This window comes from Brevundimonas sp. ALps5 (genome assembly GCF_058681645.1).
On record NZ_CM178744.1, the window covers coordinates 3410857 to 3428468 of the forward strand.

Annotated in this window: 24 protein-coding genes; 16 read left to right on the forward strand and 8 right to left on the reverse strand. The window is 67.9% G+C overall.

All coding sequences use genetic code 11. The features are described from left to right. Positions 1–26 precede the first annotated feature (26 nt). The 4 genes from ACW172_RS16165 to folD form a co-directional block, all read right to left on the reverse strand. Positions 27–719 carry a TPM domain-containing protein gene (locus ACW172_RS16165; RefSeq protein WP_492032459.1) on the reverse strand — a complete coding sequence of 231 codons (693 nt, stop codon included), beginning with the start codon at positions 717–719 and terminating at the stop codon, positions 27–29. After that, positions 713–1528 (reverse strand): TPM domain-containing protein, encoded by an 816-nt coding sequence (locus ACW172_RS16170; RefSeq protein ID WP_492032460.1) that lies wholly within the window; start codon positions 1526–1528, stop codon positions 713–715. Before ACW172_RS16170 ends, ACW172_RS16165 begins: the two co-directional genes overlap by 7 nt. A gap of 6 nt (positions 1529–1534) precedes the next feature. Next, positions 1535–2206, reverse strand: a complete 672-nt coding sequence (locus ACW172_RS16175; RefSeq protein ID WP_492032461.1) for a LemA family protein — start codon at positions 2204–2206, stop codon at positions 1535–1537. Between the two features lie 68 nt (positions 2207–2274). Further along, positions 2275–3198: a bifunctional methylenetetrahydrofolate dehydrogenase/methenyltetrahydrofolate cyclohydrolase FolD gene (folD, locus tag ACW172_RS16180; RefSeq protein ID WP_492032462.1), complete on the reverse strand. Its 924-nt coding sequence runs from the start codon at positions 3196–3198 to the stop codon at positions 2275–2277. 95 nt (positions 3199–3293) lie between these two features. Here folD and ACW172_RS16185 point away from each other — a divergent pair, with 95 nt between their 5' ends. From ACW172_RS16185 to ACW172_RS16195, 3 genes are all read left to right on the forward strand, one after another. Beyond that, positions 3294–5168 (forward strand): PPC domain-containing protein, encoded by a 1875-nt coding sequence (locus ACW172_RS16185; protein WP_492032463.1) that lies wholly within the window; start codon positions 3294–3296, stop codon positions 5166–5168. 98 nt (positions 5169–5266) lie between these two features. After that, entirely contained in the window at positions 5267–5908 is a 642-nt protein-coding gene (locus tag ACW172_RS16190; RefSeq protein ID WP_492032464.1) for a glutathione S-transferase family protein, read from the forward strand. After that, complete coding sequence (locus tag ACW172_RS16195; RefSeq protein ID WP_492032465.1) at positions 5901–6479, forward strand: 2'-5' RNA ligase family protein; 579 nt, start codon at positions 5901–5903, stop codon at positions 6477–6479. The genes ACW172_RS16190 and ACW172_RS16195 overlap by 8 nt, the downstream gene beginning before the upstream one ends. Here ACW172_RS16195 and ACW172_RS16200 read toward each other — a convergent pair. After that, a complete protein-coding gene (locus ACW172_RS16200; RefSeq protein ID WP_492032466.1) occupies positions 6476–6934 on the reverse strand; it encodes a VOC family protein in 459 nt (152 codons plus the stop codon). The two genes, ACW172_RS16195 and ACW172_RS16200, sit on opposite strands and share 4 nt — an antisense overlap. A gap of 146 nt (positions 6935–7080) precedes the next feature. On the opposite strand from ACW172_RS16200, the gene ACW172_RS16205 reads away from it, so the two are divergent. Next, entirely contained in the window at positions 7081–7515 is a 435-nt protein-coding gene (locus ACW172_RS16205) for a hypothetical protein (RefSeq protein WP_492032467.1), read from the forward strand. 81 nt (positions 7516–7596) lie between these two features. Next, positions 7597–7944 carry an arsenate reductase gene (locus ACW172_RS16210; RefSeq protein ID WP_492032468.1) on the forward strand — a complete coding sequence of 116 codons (348 nt, stop codon included), beginning with the start codon at positions 7597–7599 and terminating at the stop codon, positions 7942–7944. Positions 7945–7950: 6 nt separating this feature from the next. Here ACW172_RS16210 and ACW172_RS16215 read toward each other — a convergent pair whose 3' ends face one another. Together ACW172_RS16215 and ACW172_RS16220 are read right to left on the reverse strand one after the other, a co-directional pair. Continuing rightward, positions 7951–8190, reverse strand: coding sequence for a hypothetical protein (locus tag ACW172_RS16215; protein ID WP_492032469.1), 240 nt, complete (start codon positions 8188–8190; stop codon positions 7951–7953). Positions 8191–8211: 21 nt separating this feature from the next. Then, complete coding sequence (locus ACW172_RS16220) at positions 8212–8709, reverse strand: DUF2306 domain-containing protein (protein ID WP_492032470.1); 498 nt, start codon at positions 8707–8709, stop codon at positions 8212–8214. A 200-nt stretch (positions 8710–8909) separates the two neighbouring features. On the opposite strand from ACW172_RS16220, the gene ACW172_RS16225 reads away from it, so the two are divergent. From ACW172_RS16225 to ACW172_RS16275, 11 genes are all read left to right on the forward strand, one after another. Next, positions 8910–9314: a hypothetical protein gene (locus tag ACW172_RS16225; protein ID WP_492032471.1), complete on the forward strand. Its 405-nt coding sequence runs from the start codon at positions 8910–8912 to the stop codon at positions 9312–9314. A gap of 24 nt (positions 9315–9338) precedes the next feature. Then, the gene (locus ACW172_RS16230) at positions 9339–9875 is read left to right on the forward strand and encodes an RNA polymerase sigma factor (RefSeq protein ID WP_492032472.1); all 537 of its coding nucleotides are present in this window, start codon (positions 9339–9341) and stop codon (positions 9873–9875) included. Beyond that, a complete protein-coding gene (locus ACW172_RS16235; RefSeq protein ID WP_492032473.1) occupies positions 9865–10182 on the forward strand; it encodes a hypothetical protein in 318 nt (105 codons plus the stop codon). Before ACW172_RS16230 ends, ACW172_RS16235 begins: the two co-directional genes overlap by 11 nt. Before the next feature lie 132 nt (positions 10183–10314). Further along, entirely contained in the window at positions 10315–10725 is a 411-nt protein-coding gene (locus ACW172_RS16240) for a DUF6249 domain-containing protein (protein ID WP_492032474.1), read from the forward strand. 28 nt (positions 10726–10753) lie between these two features. Further along, positions 10754–11311 (forward strand): RNA polymerase sigma factor, encoded by a 558-nt coding sequence (locus ACW172_RS16245; RefSeq protein WP_492032475.1) that lies wholly within the window; start codon positions 10754–10756, stop codon positions 11309–11311. Then, positions 11301–11720, forward strand: coding sequence for a hypothetical protein (locus ACW172_RS16250; RefSeq protein ID WP_492032476.1), 420 nt, complete (start codon positions 11301–11303; stop codon positions 11718–11720). The genes ACW172_RS16245 and ACW172_RS16250 overlap by 11 nt, the downstream gene beginning before the upstream one ends. Before the next feature lie 5 nt (positions 11721–11725). After that, positions 11726–12562 (forward strand): 3-methyl-2-oxobutanoate hydroxymethyltransferase, encoded by an 837-nt coding sequence (gene panB, locus ACW172_RS16255; protein ID WP_492032477.1) that lies wholly within the window; start codon positions 11726–11728, stop codon positions 12560–12562. 89 nt (positions 12563–12651) lie between these two features. Next, positions 12652–13431 carry a tetratricopeptide repeat protein gene (locus tag ACW172_RS16260; protein ID WP_492032478.1) on the forward strand — a complete coding sequence of 260 codons (780 nt, stop codon included), beginning with the start codon at positions 12652–12654 and terminating at the stop codon, positions 13429–13431. 11 nt (positions 13432–13442) lie between these two features. After that, entirely contained in the window at positions 13443–14888 is a 1446-nt protein-coding gene (locus ACW172_RS16265; protein WP_492032479.1) for a PQQ-like beta-propeller repeat protein, read from the forward strand. A gap of 84 nt (positions 14889–14972) precedes the next feature. Further along, positions 14973–16586 carry a ribosome biogenesis GTPase Der gene (gene der, locus ACW172_RS16270; RefSeq protein ID WP_492032480.1) on the forward strand — a complete coding sequence of 538 codons (1614 nt, stop codon included), beginning with the start codon at positions 14973–14975 and terminating at the stop codon, positions 16584–16586. 25 nt (positions 16587–16611) lie between these two features. Further along, positions 16612–17085, forward strand: a complete 474-nt coding sequence (locus tag ACW172_RS16275) for a surface-adhesin E family protein (protein WP_492032481.1) — start codon at positions 16612–16614, stop codon at positions 17083–17085. Positions 17086–17094: 9 nt separating this feature from the next. Here the strand turns inward: ACW172_RS16275 and ACW172_RS16280 are convergent, their stop codons facing one another. Further along, the gene (locus tag ACW172_RS16280; protein ID WP_492032482.1) at positions 17095–17517 is read right to left on the reverse strand and encodes a VOC family protein; all 423 of its coding nucleotides are present in this window, start codon (positions 17515–17517) and stop codon (positions 17095–17097) included. Positions 17518–17612 lie beyond the last annotated feature (95 nt).

Below are 17612 nucleotides of genomic sequence, written 5' to 3' on the forward strand. Positions count from 1 at the left end.
GGCCGTGTCTGAAAACGGTCACGGGATCAGATTTCGACCAGCCGGTTCGGCAGTTCGTCGGGATTGTTCGCCCTCGGAGGAAAGTGGGCGGCGAGGACGTCTCCGGTCAGGCCGATGGCCGTCTCGAAGCCGTCGGCGGGGCGGTTGGCGCGCAGGGCCTTGGTCAGGGCGGAGACGGCGCGGCCCCAGACCTCGGCGTCGACCCTGGAGTGGATGCCTTCATCGGCGACGATCTCGACCTGACGATCCGCCAGGGCGGCGAAGATCAGGACGCCGGTGCGCCGCTCGGTCGTATGCAGGCCGTGGGCGAGGAACTGTTGAAGGGCGGCGCGGCGCACCCGCGCGCGGCGCACGCGGCGCGGGATGACGAGCCGCTGGACCGGCGGGTAGCAGGTGATCAGAAGCACGCTGACGAACACCGCCGCCTGGATCACCGCATAGGCGGACAGGGCCTTGCCGATGGTGACGTCGCGGGCGGCCATATGGGCGGTCTCCCAGCTGTCGCCGAGGCCCGGGAACCAGGCCGGGTCGAAATTGAAGGGGATGAGCAGCATGGGCAGGATCAGGGCCGCCGCCGCCGCCCAGCCCAGACTGACGTCGCGATAGGAGGAGACCTGGCGGGCCAGGACGCAGAAGATCTCGCCCGAGGTCCGCGTCTCGGCCTGGGCCACCGCCGCCGCGATGCGGGCGTGGTCGTCGGGAGTGATGCGCTTCACCATCCGCCTGAGGCCCCGCCGCCGCCGAAACTGCCGCCGCCGCCCGAGAAGCCGCCGCCACCGCCGAAACCGCCTCCGAACCCGCCGCCGGATCGACTCCCCCCTGAACGGCTCATGGCGTCGAGCGCGCTCCACAGGATGACAGGGCCGATGCCGCTTCCGCGCCGCCGGCGTCCGCCGCCGTGGGAGGCGCGGATCATGCCGATCAGGATGAAGAGGAAGACCAGGGTCACGAGGATGATCGGCCCGATCGGAATGCCGGCTTCCTGGGGTTTGGCGGCCGCGGCGCGGGCGCGGGCCTCGGCCGGGTCGGCGGTCAGCTGGCCCACGATGGCGTCCACGCCCTGGGTGATGCCGCGCTCATAGCCCCCGGTGCGGAAGGCGGGCAGGATCTGGTTCTGGATGATCTGCGCCGACATCGCGTCGGTCAGAACGGGCTCGAGGCCATAGCCGACCTCGATCCGCACGCGGCGCTCGTTCGGCGCGATGATCAGCAGGGCGCCGGTGTCGTGGTCCTTGTCGCCGATGCCCCAGTGGCGGCCCAGGCGATAGCCGTAGTCCTCGATCTCATAGTCCTGGAGGCTGTCGAGCGTGACCACGACCAGCTGATCGCCGGTGTCGGCCTCAAGCTTCTCCAGTTTGGCGACGAGGGCCGCCTCGGTCGCGGGCTCGAGCAGGTTGGCTCCGTCAACAACCCGGCCGGTGAGGGCGGGGAAGGTGGGGTCGGCGAGGGCGGAGGACGGAACCACAGCCGCCAGCCAGACGGCCAGCAGCAGCGCGAACGCCTTCAGGGGGGAGGAGAGCGCCTTCATGGGCGATCAGTGGGCCGGCGCGGAACCCGGGGTGACGGCGGGGGCGGTCCCGCCGGGCGTTGCCGCCGGCACATTTGGGCCGACGTTGAAGGTGACGGTCGGCGCGCTCTGGGCCTCGGCCGAGGCGGTGAAGAGCTGCATCGGTTTGGAGCCGGACTGGAAGGTCTTGGCCCAGATCACCGTCGGGAAGGTGCGCAGCGAGGTGTTATAGTCGCGCACCGCCTCATTGTAGTCGCGCCGGGCGATGGTGATGCGGTTCTCGGTGCCCTCCAGCTGGGACTGGAGCTGGACGAAATTCTGGTTCGACTGGATGTTCGGATAGGCCTCGACCGTGGCCAGCAGGCGCGACAGGGCGCCGGTCAGCTGCCCTTGCGCCGCCTGGAAGGCCTGGAAGGCGGCGGGGTCGCTGAGGGTTTCGGGCGTCACCTGGACCGAGGTGGCCCTGGCCCGGGCCTCGACGACCTGGGTCAGGGTTGTGCGTTCGGCGATAGCCGCGCCCTGGACGGTGGCGACCAGATTGGGGATCAGATCGGCGCGGCGCTGATACTGGCTCTGGACATCCGCCCAGGCGGCCTCGGCCCGCTCCTGCTTGGTCGGAATGGTGTTGTAGCCGCAGCCCGCGACGGCGGGCAGAAGCGCCACGGCGATGGCCGCGTTGCGAACCGGGAAGCGAACCATGACGTGTATCCTCCGCCGGCCGCTCTTCTGACGACCGAGTCGGACTATTAGCGGTCAGGCGTTACGCTTCAAGCGTCAAGAGATGCCGGTTCGACGCTATTTGCGCGGCAGGCCGCGACATAGGTGTTGGCCAGCAGACACGCGATGGTCATGGGGCCGACGCCGCCGGGCACAGGGGTGATCGCGCCGGCGACCACGGCGGCCTCGGCGAAGGCGACGTCGCCGACGACGCGGGTCTTGCCCTCGGCGGCCTTGACCGGATCGGCCGAGGGGACGCGGTTGATGCCGACGTCGATGATTGTCGCGCCGGGCTTGATCCAGTCGCCCTTGATCATCTCGGGACGGCCGACGGCGGCGACCAGGATGTCGGCCTCGCGGCAGATGGCGGGCAGGTCGCGGCTGCGCGAATGGGCGATGGTGACCGTGCAGTTCTGGGCCAGCAGCAGCTGGGCCATCGGCTTGCCGACGATGTTGGAACGGCCGACGATGACGGCGTTCAGGCCCGACAGGTCGCCGAGCGCGTCCTTGAGCAGCATGACCGAGCCCAGGGGGGTGCAGGGCACCATGCCGGGCAGGCCGACGGCCAGGCGTCCGGCGTTGACCACGTGGAAGCCGTCGACGTCCTTGTCCGGGTCGATGGCGTCGAGAACCACGGTGCTGTCGATGCCGGTGGGCAGGGGCAACTGGACCAGGATGCCGTGGATGCCCGCATCGGCGTTCAGATCGGCGATCAGGGCCAGCAACTCGGCCTGCGACGTGGTCTCGGGCAGGCGATGCGTGTCGGAGCGCATACCCGCCTCGCGGGTGCGTTCGCCCTTGTTGCGGACATAGATCTGGCTGGCCGGATCCTCGCCGACGATGACGACGGCCAGGCCCGGCGTGACCCCGTGATCGGCCTTGAGGCGGTCGGAAGCGGCGGTCACGCGCTCCACCAGACCGGCGGCGAAGGCCTTTCCATCGATGATCCGGGCGCGCGCGTCGTTTTCCGCCATGAAAGCAGCTTCCGTCAGGTTTCGTTCAGATGCGGGCGATTTACAGTGGAGGCGGTTCGGCGTCTATGTATCGCCGACACAACCCGGGGGATTCCATGCGCCGTTCCGTGATCACCGCCACCGTCAGCGCCCTGGCGCTCGCGGCGGGGGCCAGCGTTCTTAGCGCGGGTCAGGCGGCGGCCCAGTCAGACGCGCCGACGCCGATCGCGATCGGGGCCAGCACTGAAGGCGCCCTGAACGACCGTGATGCGACGCTGGGATCCGGGGACGGCCAGTACCGGTTCGAGGACTATCGGTTCACGGCCCGCGCCGGGCAGCGTCTGGAGGCCGTCATGCGCTCCGACGCCTTCGACACCTATCTGGAGGTCTTCCGCGCCGGTCAGGAAGAGGCCGAGGACGGCCCCCTGGCTTCCGACGACGACGGACTGGCCGAGGGGACCAACTCGCGGCTGCGGTTCGCGGCCCCGGCCGACGGCGCCTACACCCTGCGTGTCCGGACCCTGTCGGGCCTCGATGGCGGCGCCTACAGCCTGTCGCTGGCCGAACGTCCGCCCGCCCCCCGCGCCCCGCGCCCGACCGGCATTCGCATGGGACGGACCGTTTCGGGATCGATCTCGGCCAACGATCCCGAGGACGACGAAACCGGCCTGCGCTATGACGCCTACGCCTTCCGCGCCCGCGCCGGGCAGCGCTTCGCCATCGCCATGAAGTCCCAGGATACCGAGAGCCTCGATCCGGTGGTCAAGGTCGGGCGCATGGACCACGGAAACTTCGTCGAACTGGCTCAGAACGACGATTCCGGCGACGGCGGACTGGACTCCTTCCTGGTCTTCACGGCCCCGAGCTCGGGCGAGTTCATCATTCGCGCGACGCCCCTCGGCGCCGACAGCGAGGGCGACTACACCCTGTCGCTGCAAGAGGGCCCGCCCGCCCTGCGGGCCACGCCGATCGCCCTGGGCGAGACGAAGGACGGGGCGCTGAGCCCGGACGACGGCTCCAACGACACGGGGGCGCGCGCCGACGCCTACAGCTTCACCGCGACCGCCGGCCAGCGCATCGAGGCGACGGCGAGCTCGGACACCCTGGACACCTTCCTTGAACTGTTCGGTCCCGACGGTCAGAGCCTGGATCAGGACGACGACAGCGGCGACGACACGGATTCCCGCCTGATCGCCACGCTCAAGGACGCCGGGACCTATACGCTGCAGGTCCGCTCGGTCGGCGACGTCACCGAAGGCGCCTACAAGATCAGCCTGGCCGAGGCCGCCCCGGCGCCTGAAGCCGTGCCCCTGGCGTTCGGGGAAACCGTGCAGGGCGAGATCAAGACCGACGGCGGCCGGGACGACGACGGCCGCGCCTATCTGGCCTATGGGTTCCACGGCACGGAGGGCAACCGCGTCCAGATCGTGATGCGGTCCGGCGACTTCGACACCTATCTGCAAATCAGCAAGGGTGACGGCGATTTCGAGGCCCTGAGCAGCGACGACGACGGTCTGGGCGAGGGTACGGACTCGCGTCTGAACTACATCCTGCCGGAGACCGGCGACTATGTGATCCGCGCCTCGCCCCTGGGGGCGGACGAGAAGGGGCTGTTCTCGATCGAACTGACCGACAAGGGACCGCAACCCGAGCCGGGCAGCATCCTGATCGGCGCCACCGCGCGCGGCACGCTGGATGAGAACGACGGCATCGCCGACGACGGCAGCTTCTTCGACGCCTATGCGATCACCGTCGCCGAGGGCGACAAGCTGGACATCACGCTCGTGTCCAACGACTTCGACGCCTATCTTGACATCGGCAAGATGAACGGCGGGACGTGGGAGAGCACGATCAGCGACGACGACAGCCTGTCGGACACCCACGCCAAGGTCGAATGGACGGTCGAGGATGCCGGGACCTACATCATCCGCGCCCGCAGCTTCGCCCAGGGCCAGAAGGGGGCCTACACCCTCGAGGTCCAGCGCAAATAGGGCCCGGCGACCGCGCGTTCCGGCGCGGTCATGATCGACATCGGCCGGGAGGACGGGCAGGATCGCGGTTGATCCCTGCCTGTGAGAGGACCGCGCCGGTGCTGCTGATCGGACAATACGACTCGCCCTTCGTCCGGCGCGTTGCGGTAGCGCTGAAGCTTTACGGCGTCGCCTATGAGCATGCGCCGTGGTCCACCTTCGGGAATGCGGATCGGATCGCGCAATACAATCCGCTGCGCCGGGTGCCGACGCTGGTGTTCGACGACGGCTTCAGCCTGATGGACAGTGGGTCGATCCTCGAGATCATCGACGCCGGGCAGGGCGAGAACGCCTTCCTCGACCGCAAGGGGGCGGAGCGGCGCGAGCTGCTGCGCCTGTGCGCCCTGGCCGGCGGCGTCGCCGACAAGGGCGTCAGCCTGCTCTATGAGAAGGCCTTCCGCGAAGGGCTGCCGATGTGGGTCCAGCGCTGCCGGACCCAGGTCGGCGAGGGGCTTGATGCGCTGGAGGCCGAGCGGGCAGGCCGGAGCGGAACCTGGCTGTTCGGCGAGACGATCAGCCATGCGGACATCCTGATGGGGACGACGTACCGCTTCCTGACCGAGGCTCTGGACGGCGCCTTCGACATGACGGGGTTCAAGGCCCTGACCGCCCATGCCGACCGCTGCGAGGCCATGCCCGAGTTCAGGGCCGTCTATCAGCCCTATACCCTGACCCGGCCGCCGGAGAGCGCCAATGGCTGAGACCGCCGACCTGTTCGGAGAGGCCTCCAAGACGCCGACGGACCGCCTGTTCCTGGGCCTTTTCCCCAACGCGGCGACGGCTGCCGTCATCGCCGGTCTGGGCGAGGAGCTGAAGCGCAAGCATGGCCTCAAGAGGCCGGTTCATGAGCCGGACCGTTTGCACATTACCCTCTTCCATCTCGGCGATTTCGCGGGCCTGCCGCAGGATCTGGTGCGCCGGACCGTTGCCGCCGCCGAGGCGATGAGGGCCGCGCCGTTCGAGGTGAACTTTGACCATGCGACGAGTTTCTCGGGGCGTCCCGGTAACCGCCCGTTCATTCTCAAAGGCAGTGAGGATGCGCTGGCGGATCTGCAGGCCTATCGCGCGGCCCTGGGGATGGCGCTGGCCGGGCAGGGGGTCAAGACGGCGGGCGCCTTCACCCCGCATGTGACCCTGCTCTACGACGACCCGATGATCGAACCCGACCCGATCGCGCCGATCTCATGGACGGTGCGGGAGCTGGTGCTGGTGCGCAGCCTGCTGGGGCAGGGGGTGCACGAACACATCGGGCGCTGGCCGCTGGAAGCCTAGCCGGCCGCGGCGGCGTCGAGGTCGGCGACCACGATTTTCCGCATCTTCAGCATGGCCTGCATGGCGCGCTCCGCCTTCGCCCGGTCCGGGTCCTGCATATAGCGGGGCAGGGCCTCGGGGATGATCTGCCAGGACAGGCCGTATTTGTCCTTGAGCCAGCCGCATTGGCTCTCGGCGCCGCCGTCGGCGGTCAGGGCGTCCCACAGCCGGTCGACCTCGGCCTGATCCTCGCACGAGACATAGAGGGAGACGGCCTCGGTGAAGGGGAAGCGTGGGCCGCCGTTGAGGGCGAGGAAGCTCTGACCCGCCAACTGGAACTCGCACATCATCGGACTGGCGCTGATGATCTTCGAATCCTCGAACAGGCCGGCGTAGAAACGCGCGGCCTCCTCGGCCTGGCTGTCGAACCAGAGGAAGGGGGTGATCTTGTTCCGGGAAAAACTGACGGCGGGCATGGGCGTCCTCCTTGTCGTTGGAGGGCACTTTAGATAACCGATAGGTTAAATGCAAGATGGCGGGGTTTCGAGGACGATTGGTCCTTGCCCTGGCGTCCGCGAAAGGCGCCATTGCACACGCTGAGGTTCTCCGACAGTCTGGGCCCATGGGCGGTCAGATATTCCTTCTCGTCGTCGGCGTGAGTCTGCTGTTCTGGCCCGGCTTGTTGGGGCCGCGCGCGGACGAGACGCACGGCCGGCGCCTGAGTCAGCTGCGAGCCGGCGCGCCGGAAGCCTTCTTCGAGGAGCGCCGGTCGCTTGAAGCCTATCCACCGCCGAGGGACGGGCGGGGTTGGCGAAGGGGGCTGGGCGCGGCGATGATCGTTGTGGCGCTGGCTCTGTTTGGTCTGAACTACAGGTCAGAGGTCGCGGCCGAGGCGGAACGCGCCGCACTGTCCGATGCTCGTGAGGCCGTGTCGGCGTCACGCGACGCGGTTGCCAGAGTGAACCCCCAGGAACCGGCGTCCTATCAGAAGGCGCGAGCCACTCTCGACCGGGCCGACGTCGCGCTCGCGAAATCGGAGCAGTTGTCCGGCCACTGACGGACGCCGACAATGGCGGGTTTCGTCTGGCCTGCGCTCCCGAGGTCCCGTATGCACCGGCGGCCTTCAGGAGAGCCTCAGATGACCGCCACCATGTACGGAATCCCCAACTGCGACACCGTCAAGAAGGCGCGGGACTGGCTGGGGGCGAACGGGGTGGCGTTCGAATTCCATGACTACAAGAAGGCCGCGATCGACCGGGCCTCGCTGGAGCGGTGGGTCGCCGAGCACGGCTGGGAGACGGTGCTGAACCGCGCTGGCACGACGTTCAAAAAGCTGCCGGACGCGGATCGCGCCGACCTGAACGCCGACAAGGCGATCGCGCTGATGCTGGCCCAGCCGTCGATGATCAAACGGCCGGTGCTGGACCTGGGCGACCGGCGCATCGTCGGCTTCAAGCCGGACGTCTACGCGATCGCCCTCGGCTGAGGGCGATCAGCCCTCGACGCTGGTCTCGGGACGATCGTGGCCGTCGGCGCGTTCGGTGATCCACTGGCCCGAGGTGTTCTCGTATTCGATGAAGGCGGTCTCGTCGGGCGAGCGCTGTTCACGCGAGGCGCGCACGGCGCCGGCGCGGGCGCTGTCGTGGTCGGGGAAGGTTTCGGAGAAGGTGTCCCCCAGCTTGTAGGCCCAGCCGCCGTCGTGTTCGACGATGCGATAGGTGACCTGGGACATGGGGAGCTCCTCGAAATGACGTCAGGCGGCGACCGTAGCCGGTGTCGGCCGCTTGAGGAACATCAACTGTAGTGTCACCCCCACGATCAGGACGACGAGGAGGCTGAGCTGGAAGGCGACGACCAGCGGCGCCTGCGGACTGGCCGCGATCGGATGGCCGGCGGGCAGGCGGGTCAGGGTCTCGGTCACGCTGGGCAGGAACAGGGTGAAGACGGCGGTGCTGAGGGCCACGGTCTGGATCCAGTCGCGATGGCGACCCAGGAAGGTCGCCTTGTGCACCGTCGAGCCGACCGTCAGGGAGCCGAGGCTGAGGATGGAGATGGCGACGCCCGGCGCGTCCTTGATCACCAGAACGCCCGAGATCGCCCCGATGAACATGAAGACCAGCCAGGCCTTGCCGATCACGGCCTCGGGCGTCACCCGGCCGTGGCGGATCAGCATATAGAGGGCCAGGGGCACGGCGGGCAGGCTGCCCAGGGTGTGGAACCAGCCCAGGGCCGAAAGCTGGGGCAGAAGCATCGCAGTTCCTCCCTAAGGGCCGCACGGGCGGCGTTTCAGGCGATCAGCCTTGACCGTAAGCGGACGGTTGTCGAGGGTTCAAACCAGCGTTCGATGATAAATTCGATCCGACTGTCGCCGGGCTGCATCCAATGCCGCGTCCGGCGCCGACTACCCTTTGAAAGCGTGGGCGATGGGCCCGGCGTGATGGGATGAAGACCATGGAAGACCTGTTTCGATCCTATTGGTGGCTGATCTTTCCGGTCGGCGGGATGATCTATGCCGCCTTCCAGAGCTGGCTGAAGCTGCGCCAGCAGAAGGCGATGATGGACCTGATCCGCAGCTATGCGGACAAGGGGATGGAGCCGCCCGAAGCCCTGCTCAAACAGCTGGACGCGCCGCTGGAACTGGATGGGGATGAGCGGGAGGCGCGGCGCGACCGGACACCGGCCCACTACTGGTCGTTGGTCGGGCTGTTCGTGATCCTGTCGGCGGGCTTCGGCATCGGGGCGTTCATGGGGATCGACGGCAACAGCGGGGCCTTCGTGATCGTCTCCATGGTCATGGCGGCGGTGGCGGTGTGGTCGCTGATCAACGCCCTGCTGTTCCGGCGGCCGCGCCTCTGACCGGGGCCGGGATGGGGCAGGGGGATGACCATCGTCACCGACGGCGATCTGGCGCGGGCCGCCCGCGCCGGATCGGACGCGGCCTTCGGGCGGCTGGTCCAGCGGCATCAGGCGGTGGTCCGCGCCTTCCTGCGCCGCACGCTGGGCGGCGGCTGGGGCGAGGCCGACGATGTGGCGCAGGAGACCTTTCTGGCCGCCTGGCGCTCGATGCGGTCGTTGAAGGACCCGGAGGGCGTGCGCTCCTGGCTGCTGGGCATCGCCTGGCGCCGGGCCCAGGACCGGATCAGGAGCGCCCAGCGCGGCGCGCGGCGGGACCGCGACTGGCTGGACGCGCTGGAGACGCCCGCCGGCGTCTCGCACACCGACCGGATGGCCATGGCGGGGGCCATGGGCGAACTGGCCCCCGATGTCAGGGCCTGTGTGGCCCTGTGCCTCGCGGACGGCTTCTCCAACGCCGAGGCGGCCCAGGCTTTGGGCTTGCCGTTGGGCACGGTGAAGTCGCATGTTCTGCGTGGACGGGCGAAATTGCTGAAAGCGCTCGGAGGATCCGATGACGCCTGAACAGAAGATGGCCGCCCTGTTCGCGGCCGAGGCGCCCCCGGCGCGGGACTTCGCGTTCGAGGCGCGTATGGTTCAGCGTATCGCCACGCGGCGTTTCCAGGCGCGGATCGCGGCCATGGTTCCGCTGGCCGTGGCGGCTGCGGCCGGCCTGTGGGGCCTGCAGCCCCTGTGGCCCGAGGCGGCGCGGATGCTGGAGCAGGCGGGGTCGGCGACGCCGGACCTGCTGCCGGTGCTGGCTGTCGTCGGGGTGACCGGGGCGACGGCGCTCTGGCTGATTCAGATCTTGAGGCGCTACCGCCGGGCCTGATCGCGCGGGCGGTTCGCCGCCTTACGAAAGTTTCACGTCGGGCCGCGCATCCATACGGCGATCTGGCCGCCTCTTGTTGTCAGAAGGCCGGGGCGTCAGGCTCCGGTTCACAGTCCAAACAGGGGTTACGCCATGGAAGACTTCATTCCCGTTTTCGCCATCTTCGCCGTCTTCGGCTCGCTGGTCGCCATCGTCTTCGGACCGCAATATCTGAAGAGCAAGGAGCGCCAGGAACTTCAGGCCACCGTCCGGGCCGCTATCGACAAGGGCCAGCCCCTGCCGCCCGAGGTGATCGAGGCGATGAGCAAGGAAGCCACCAAGAACGTCCCGTCGCGCACCCGCGACATCCGCCGCGGCATCATCTGGCTGGCCGTGGGCATCGGCATCGCCGCCTTCGGCGCCGTCGGTGAACTGGGCTGGAGCCACGACGGCTGGGACGGTCCGCAGCACATCGGCAACGGCCTGTTCGGCGTCGCCTGCATCCCGGTCACCATCGGTCTGGCCTTCATCGTCCTGAGCTTCTTCAACAAGAACAAGGATTGAGCGGCGGTCACGACAGGGGGAAACTGTAATGACCAAGTCCCTGATGGACTTGCACGATGTCGAGCTCGCCGCCCTCGCGGCGGCGGGCGGGCGGCGGGAGTTCGGCGAGTTGGTGCGTCGGCACGGCTCCGCCGTCCGGGCCCTGCTGCGCCGCATGGGCGCCCAGGCGTCCGAAGCCGACGACGTGGCCCAGGACGCCTTCCTGACCGCCTTCCAGCGGTGCGCCGAATTCCGGGGGGAGGGCACCTTCGCCGCCTGGGTGAAGCGGATCGCCGCGCGTCTCTATCTGAAGCGGAAGTCGAAGGACGCTCGCTATGTCTCGGAAATCGAGACGGAAGATGTCGCCCCGGTCATCGACACACCCGGCCTGGTCGACCTCGACGAGGCGCTCAAGTCGCTGAACGAGACCGAGCGGCTGTGCGTCTCACTCTGTCACGGGGCGGGGATGTCCCACCCTGAAATCGCGGCCGCCATGAATCTGCCGCTTGGTACGGTGAAGTCTCATGTCAAACGTGGTCTGGATAAACTCCGCGCCCGGCTTCGGCCGGAGCCGCCTCTTTCAGGGAGAGCGTCACATGTCGGTTGATGAGTTCGATCCCGAGATCGAGCGCCTGTTCGCCCGGACGCCGACGATGGCCGATGCGCCGCTGTTCATCGCCGGTGTGGAGGCGAAACTGGCCTCCGGGTCCCGGGTCCGCACCCTGGCCCTGACCCTGGCCGGGCTGATCGGGGGCGCGCTGGCGGTCAACGAGACGATGCACGTCAGCCTGAACTTCGGCTCCGGCGAGGCGCCGGTGGCCGGTCGGGCCCTGGGACAGGGCATCCAGGCAGCCAGCGTCGGGACCCAGGATGCGATCCAGTCCCTGCTGAACCAGACCGGCATGGGCGATCTGTCGCTTGGGTCGATGGGGGGTATTCAGCTATTCTGGATCGCGGCGGGCGCCCTGATCGCGCTTGCGGCCGCCGGTGTGATGAAACTGTCCCAGGAAGCCTGAAGCCCATGTCGAGCCAGAAGCAGGAAACGGTCCGCCGTCTCGCGGCCCCGGACATCATGCGGCGCAAGGGCGGCGAGCCCATCGTCTGCCTGACCGCCTATGACGCCCCGACCGCGGCGCTTCTGGACGAGCATTGCGACCTGCTGCTGGTCGGCGACAGCGTGGGCATGGTGGTGCACGGCCTGCCCAACACCGTCGGCGTGACCCTGGAGATGATGATCCTGCACGGCCAGGCGGTCATGCGGGGTTCGAAGAAGGCCATGGTCGTCATCGACATGCCCTTCGGCTCTTACGAAGGCGGCAAGGAGATCGCCTATGAGAACTGTGCGCGGGTGATGAAGGAGACGGGCGCCCAGGGGGTGAAGCTGGAAAGCGGCCCGACGGTGCCGGAAACCATCGCCTATCTGGTCCAGCGCGGCATTCCGGTCATGGGTCACGTGGGTTTGCGGCCCCAGGCGGTGCTGACCGACGGGGCGTTCAAGGCCAAGGGCAAGACCGACGACGAGCGTCTGAGGGTCATCGCCGAGGCCGAGGCCACCGCCGACGCCGGCGCCTTCGCCATCGTCATCGAGGGCACGGCCGAGGGCGTTGCGCGCGAGATCACCGAGATCATCGACAAGCCGACGGTGGGAATCGGCGCCTCCTCGGCGTGCGACGGCCAGATCCTGGTGACCAACGACATGCTGGGCATGTTCGATTGGACGCCGAAGTTCGTGCGCAAGTACGCCGATCTGCGCTCCGAAATCGACCGGGCGGCCGCAAGTTACGCCTCTGACGTCAAAGCCCGCCGTTTTCCTGCCGAAGTCGAGACCTACTTCTCGAAAAAGCCGGCTTCGCAATAACGCGCTTCTGTTGAGACGCGTTGCGGGAGCGACGTTGACCCACTAGGGTCCGCGCGGTTTTGCCGAATAGCTTTTGGGGCGACGTTTAAGTGGTTGATGTCTTCGAACAGGTCGAGGAGGAGCTTCGCTCCGCCCGGTACAAGCGCCTTTTCCTGACCATTGGTCCGATCGTGGGCGGCGTCCTGCTGCTGGCCCTGATCGGAGCGCTGGGCTGGTGGGGCTGGGATTCGTGGCAGAACTCCAAGGCCGACAAGGCCTCCCAGGCCTATGAACGGGGTCTGGAAGCGCTTCAGGCGGGCAACGCCGCCGGCGCCGGCGCGGCCTTCCTGGAGGCCCAGAAGGAAGGCAACGGCGCCTATAAGGTCCTGGCCCTGCAGCAGCGCGCGGGCCTGGCCGTTGAGGCCAACAACCTGACCCAGGCGGTCGAACTGTTCGACGAGGCCGCCAAGGCCGCCGGCGATCCGATCCTGAAGGACACCGCCGCCTACAAGGCCGCCCTGATCGTCATGGACACCGGCACGACCGAGGACGCGATCAAGCGTCTGACGCCTCTGGCCGCCGAAGGCCGCCCGCTTCGCCCGTTCGCCCAGGAAGCCCTGGCCCTGGCCAATCTTCAGGCCGGCAAGCCCGCCGACGCCCGCGTCCTGTGCGTCCAGCTGACCCTCGGTCAGGACGTGCCCGACTCGGTCCGCCAGATCGCCCAGCAGTGCATCGACGCCATCGACACCGGCGCGGCCTCCAACGTCAACGACATCATCAAGGCCCAGAAGGCCCTGCCGCCGCCGGCGCCCGCTTCGGCTCAGACCCAAGCCCAGGCCTCGGCTGCCGCTGCTCAACCTCAAGCGGCCGCTCCGGCCGCCGCACAATGACGGATCGCGCCTTGACCACGACGCACATGACCCGCGCCCTGAAGATCGCCCTTGTCTGCGGCATGGCCCTGACCGCGGCCTCCTGCGCCGCCCAGCGCCGGATGCTGCCCTTCGGCCTCGGCGGCAAGCAGGAAAACACCGCCGTCGCCACCGCCGGCCAACGCGTCTCGGTGCTGGAGTTTGAACAGAAGTTGGCCCCCTCGGCCGCGCTGGCCGGCCGCGACTTCTTCATTCCGGGGCCGCAGGCCGCCACCGCCTGGCCCCTGCCGGGCGGCAACGCCGAGAACTCGATCGAGCACGTCATCGCCGCCCCGGACTTCAGCGTGGCCTGGAAGCGCGACATCGGCGCCGGTTCATCCAAGACCCGCCAGGTCATGGCCCCCGTCGTCGCCGACGGCGGCAAGGTTTTCGTCCTGGACGGCGAATCGACCGTGACGGCCGTGGACGCCACCTCGGGCGAGATCCTGTGGAAGCACAATGTGCGGCCGGACGGCCGTGAGCGTGGCGACGGCATCCTGGGCTTCAACATCGGCATTCGCGGGGGCGGAGCCCTGACCGGCGGCTTCGGCGGCGGCGTCGCCGTCGCGGGCGGCAAGGTCTTCGTCTCCTCCGGCTATCGCACCATGACGGCGCTGGACGCCGCCACTGGCGCCGTGGCCTGGACCGTCCCGGTCGACAGCCCGATCCACGGCGCCCCGACCGTGTCCGGCTCGCGCGTCTATGTCGTGGACATCGACAACCAGATCATCGCCTTCAACACCGCCAACGGCCAGCAGGACTGGTCCTACCGCGGCATCGCCGAACCGGCCCGCATCATGCGCGCCTCGTCCCCGGCCGTGGTCGGCGACACCGTCATCGCCCCGTTCTCGTCCGGCGAAGTGGTCGCCCTGCGCGCCTCCAACGGCCAGGCCGTCTGGAATCAGGTCCTGTCGCGCACCAGCCGCACCAGCGCCCTGTCGGAAATCCGCGACATCGCCGGTCGCCCGGTCGTCTCGCGCGGCTTCGTCTACGCCGTCAGCCACTCGGGCGTGATGCAGGCCATGGACATCCGCTCCGGCCAGCCGAAGTGGTCCCTGCCGATCGCGGGGGTCAATGCGCCCCTGCCGGCCGGCGACGTGGTCTATGTGGTGTCCAAGTCGGGCGAACTGACCCTGGTCAACCGCGACACCGGCGCCGTCTACTGGACCAAGGATCTGAACACCGGTCGCGTGCGTCAGGAAGGCGGCTTCCTCGGCTTCTGGGATCACACCGTCCATCCGGAATGGTCGGGCCCGATCCTGGCCTCCAATCGCCTGGTCCTGGTCAATTCGGACGGCGACGCCGTGGCCTTCGATCCCAAGACCGGAAACCAGACCGCCTCGATCAAACTGGGCGCCCCGGCCTTCATCGCTCCGGCCGCCTACAACGGCGCGCTCTACGTCCTGAACGACAAGGGCCAGCTGGTCTGCATCCGCTAAACGAACCCTTTTCGGGTTCGCCTGTTTCACTTCTTCGGGCGGAGGCGCTGACGCTTCCGCCCGAAACACGTTAGAAGGCCAGTCATGGCATTGAAGGTCGCCATCGTCGGCCGCCCCAACGTGGGCAAATCGACCCTGTTCAACAGGCTGGTCGGAAAGCGCCTCGCGCTGGTCGATGATCGCCCGGGCGTGACCCGTGACCGTCGCTATGCCGACGGGACCATCGGCGATATGGACCTGACCCTGATCGACACCGCCGGCTATGAGGATGTGACCGACGACAGCCTCGAAGCGCGGATGCGCGAACAGACCGAGGCAGGCATCGAGGACGCCGACGTCATCCTGTTCATGATGGACGCGCGCGAGGGCGTGACCTCGCTGGACGAGATATTCGCCGAGCGTCTGCGCCGCCAGGAAAAGCCGGTCATCCTGCTGGCCAACAAGTCCGAGAGCCGCGAGAGCGGCGGTGGCGTGGGCGAAGCCTATTCGCTGGGCTTCGGCGAGCCGGTGCCCATCTCGGCCGAGCATGGGGAGGGGATGGCGGATCTCTACGCCGCCCTCGTCACCGCCAGCGCCGACATCTTCATCGAAGAGATCGACGAGCCCGACAAGCCGATCCGCATCGCCATCATCGGCCGTCCGAACGCCGGCAAGTCGACCCTGATCAACCGCCTGATCGGCGAGGATCGTCTGCTGACCGGTCCCGAGGCCGGGATCACCCGCGACTCGATCTCGGTCGACTGGGAGTACGAGGGCCAGAACATCCGTCTGGTCGACACCGCCGGCATGCGTCGCAAGGCCCGGGTGCAGGAGAAGCTGGAGAAGCTGTCGGTCGCCGACACCATCCGCGCCATCACCTTCGCCGAGGTCGTGGTGGTGGTCATGGACAAGGACAACGCCTTCGACGTCCAGGATCTGCAACTGGCCGATCTGGTCGAGCGCGAGGGGCGGGCGCTCGTCTATGTCGCCTCCAAATGGGACCTCGAAGAGAACCCGCAGGCGCGCATGGCCGAGCTGAAGCGGATGGCCGACGACAAGCTGCCGCAGCTCAAGGGTTCGCCCTTCGTCGCCCTGTCGGCCCATTCGGGGCGCGGGGTCGAGCGGCTGATGCCGGCGGTGCTCAAGGCGCACGAGCTGTGGTCGGTCAAGGTCAAGACCAAGGACCTCAACGACTGGCTGTCCATGGCCACCCAGAGGCACCCGCCGCCCGCTGTGGACGGCAAGCGCATCAAGACCAAATACATGGCCCAGACCAAGGCCCGGCCGCCGACCTTCGTGCTGTTCGCCAGCCGTGGCGGCAATCTGCCGGACCACTATCTGCGCTATCTGACCAATTCGATCCGCGAGAGCTTCGACCTGCCCGGCGTGCCGATCCGGCTGACGGTCAAGGGCGGCTCGGAGAACCCCTATGCGGCGGGCGGCGCCAAGTCCGGCCCCGAACGCTACAAAGGCGACGCCAAGACCGCGCCGCGCAAGGTGCGCAAGAAGGAAGAGGAAGAGTCCCACCTGCCCGGCAAGGCGCTGGAGCAGAAGAAGACCCGCGTCGCCAAGCCGCGCGTTATCAGCGGGGTGAAGGCCTCCTCGTCCAAGAAGGCCGGTTCCTCGGTGGCGATCCAGAAGGGCGCGCGCGGCGGGGCTCGTCAGGTGTCGAGGTCCGGCCGTATCCGGACCGGTCAGAAGCACGCGCCGAAGAAGTAGCGGGTCAGAAACACAGCGGGGGGCTATGAGGATTTCGCTTTTCGCCGTTGGTGCGATCTGGAGCCTTGCGGCCCCCGTCCTGGCACAGAACGCCAGCCTTCCGGAGGGGCGGCTGACGCTGTTCGCCGGCAATAATCAGGCCGCCAACTTCATCATTGAAGACTCGATCCGACGCGAAGGTGACCAAGTCAAAGTCGCGACTTTTCGTGTCTATGCCGACGAGATACCCGTGACTGGTGGTTCGATCGCCTACGACACGACGCGCATGGTCATCGATTGTTCGGCCCGGACCGTCAGCCAGGTCGCGGTTGACGCCTTTTTAGCGTCTGGACGTCGGGTCACTGGACTGGGGCCAGAACCGGCTATGCCGATCAGGGCGAATGAGACCTGGGATTTCGTCGCGAGAGTTGTCTGCGACGGAGTACGGTTTGGTCCTGAGGCTACGGTTGTCGGCTATCAGGCGGCGCGAACCTTGGCATTGGCCCGCATCAGGCCGTGATTTCAGGGATCAGACCCCGAACGTCACATAGCCCTCGGGTGAAATGGGCCAGGCGGGGTTGAAGGCGATTTCCCAGGCGTGGCCGTCGGGGTCGGCGACATAGCCGTTGATCCCCCCGTGCGGCGGCGCCTCGGCCGCGCGCAGGATTGTCCCGCCCGCCGCGGCCAGCCGGTCCATCAGGGGGGCGACCGCATCGCTCTCGCTGACGTTGTGTGCGAGTGCGATATCGCCTGACGTATTGGCCACAGGCCGCGCCGAATCCTTCGCCAGCGCCGTTCGGAGCCAGGTCCCCAGGACGAAGCCGTTCATCTGGTAGAAGACGACCTCGCCATTGTCGAAGGCGGGCGTCCAGCCGAAGCCCTCGACGTAGAACCGCTTCGAGCGCGCGACGTCGTCGATCCCGAGGGTGACCACAGACATCTGTTGTTGCACGGCTTCTCTCCTTGAGCCCGATCAACGGGTGGATCGGCGAGCTCGTTCCCGCAGGAAAAACGGCGTTTCGGGAATGCTCCGTACAGCCGCGCGAC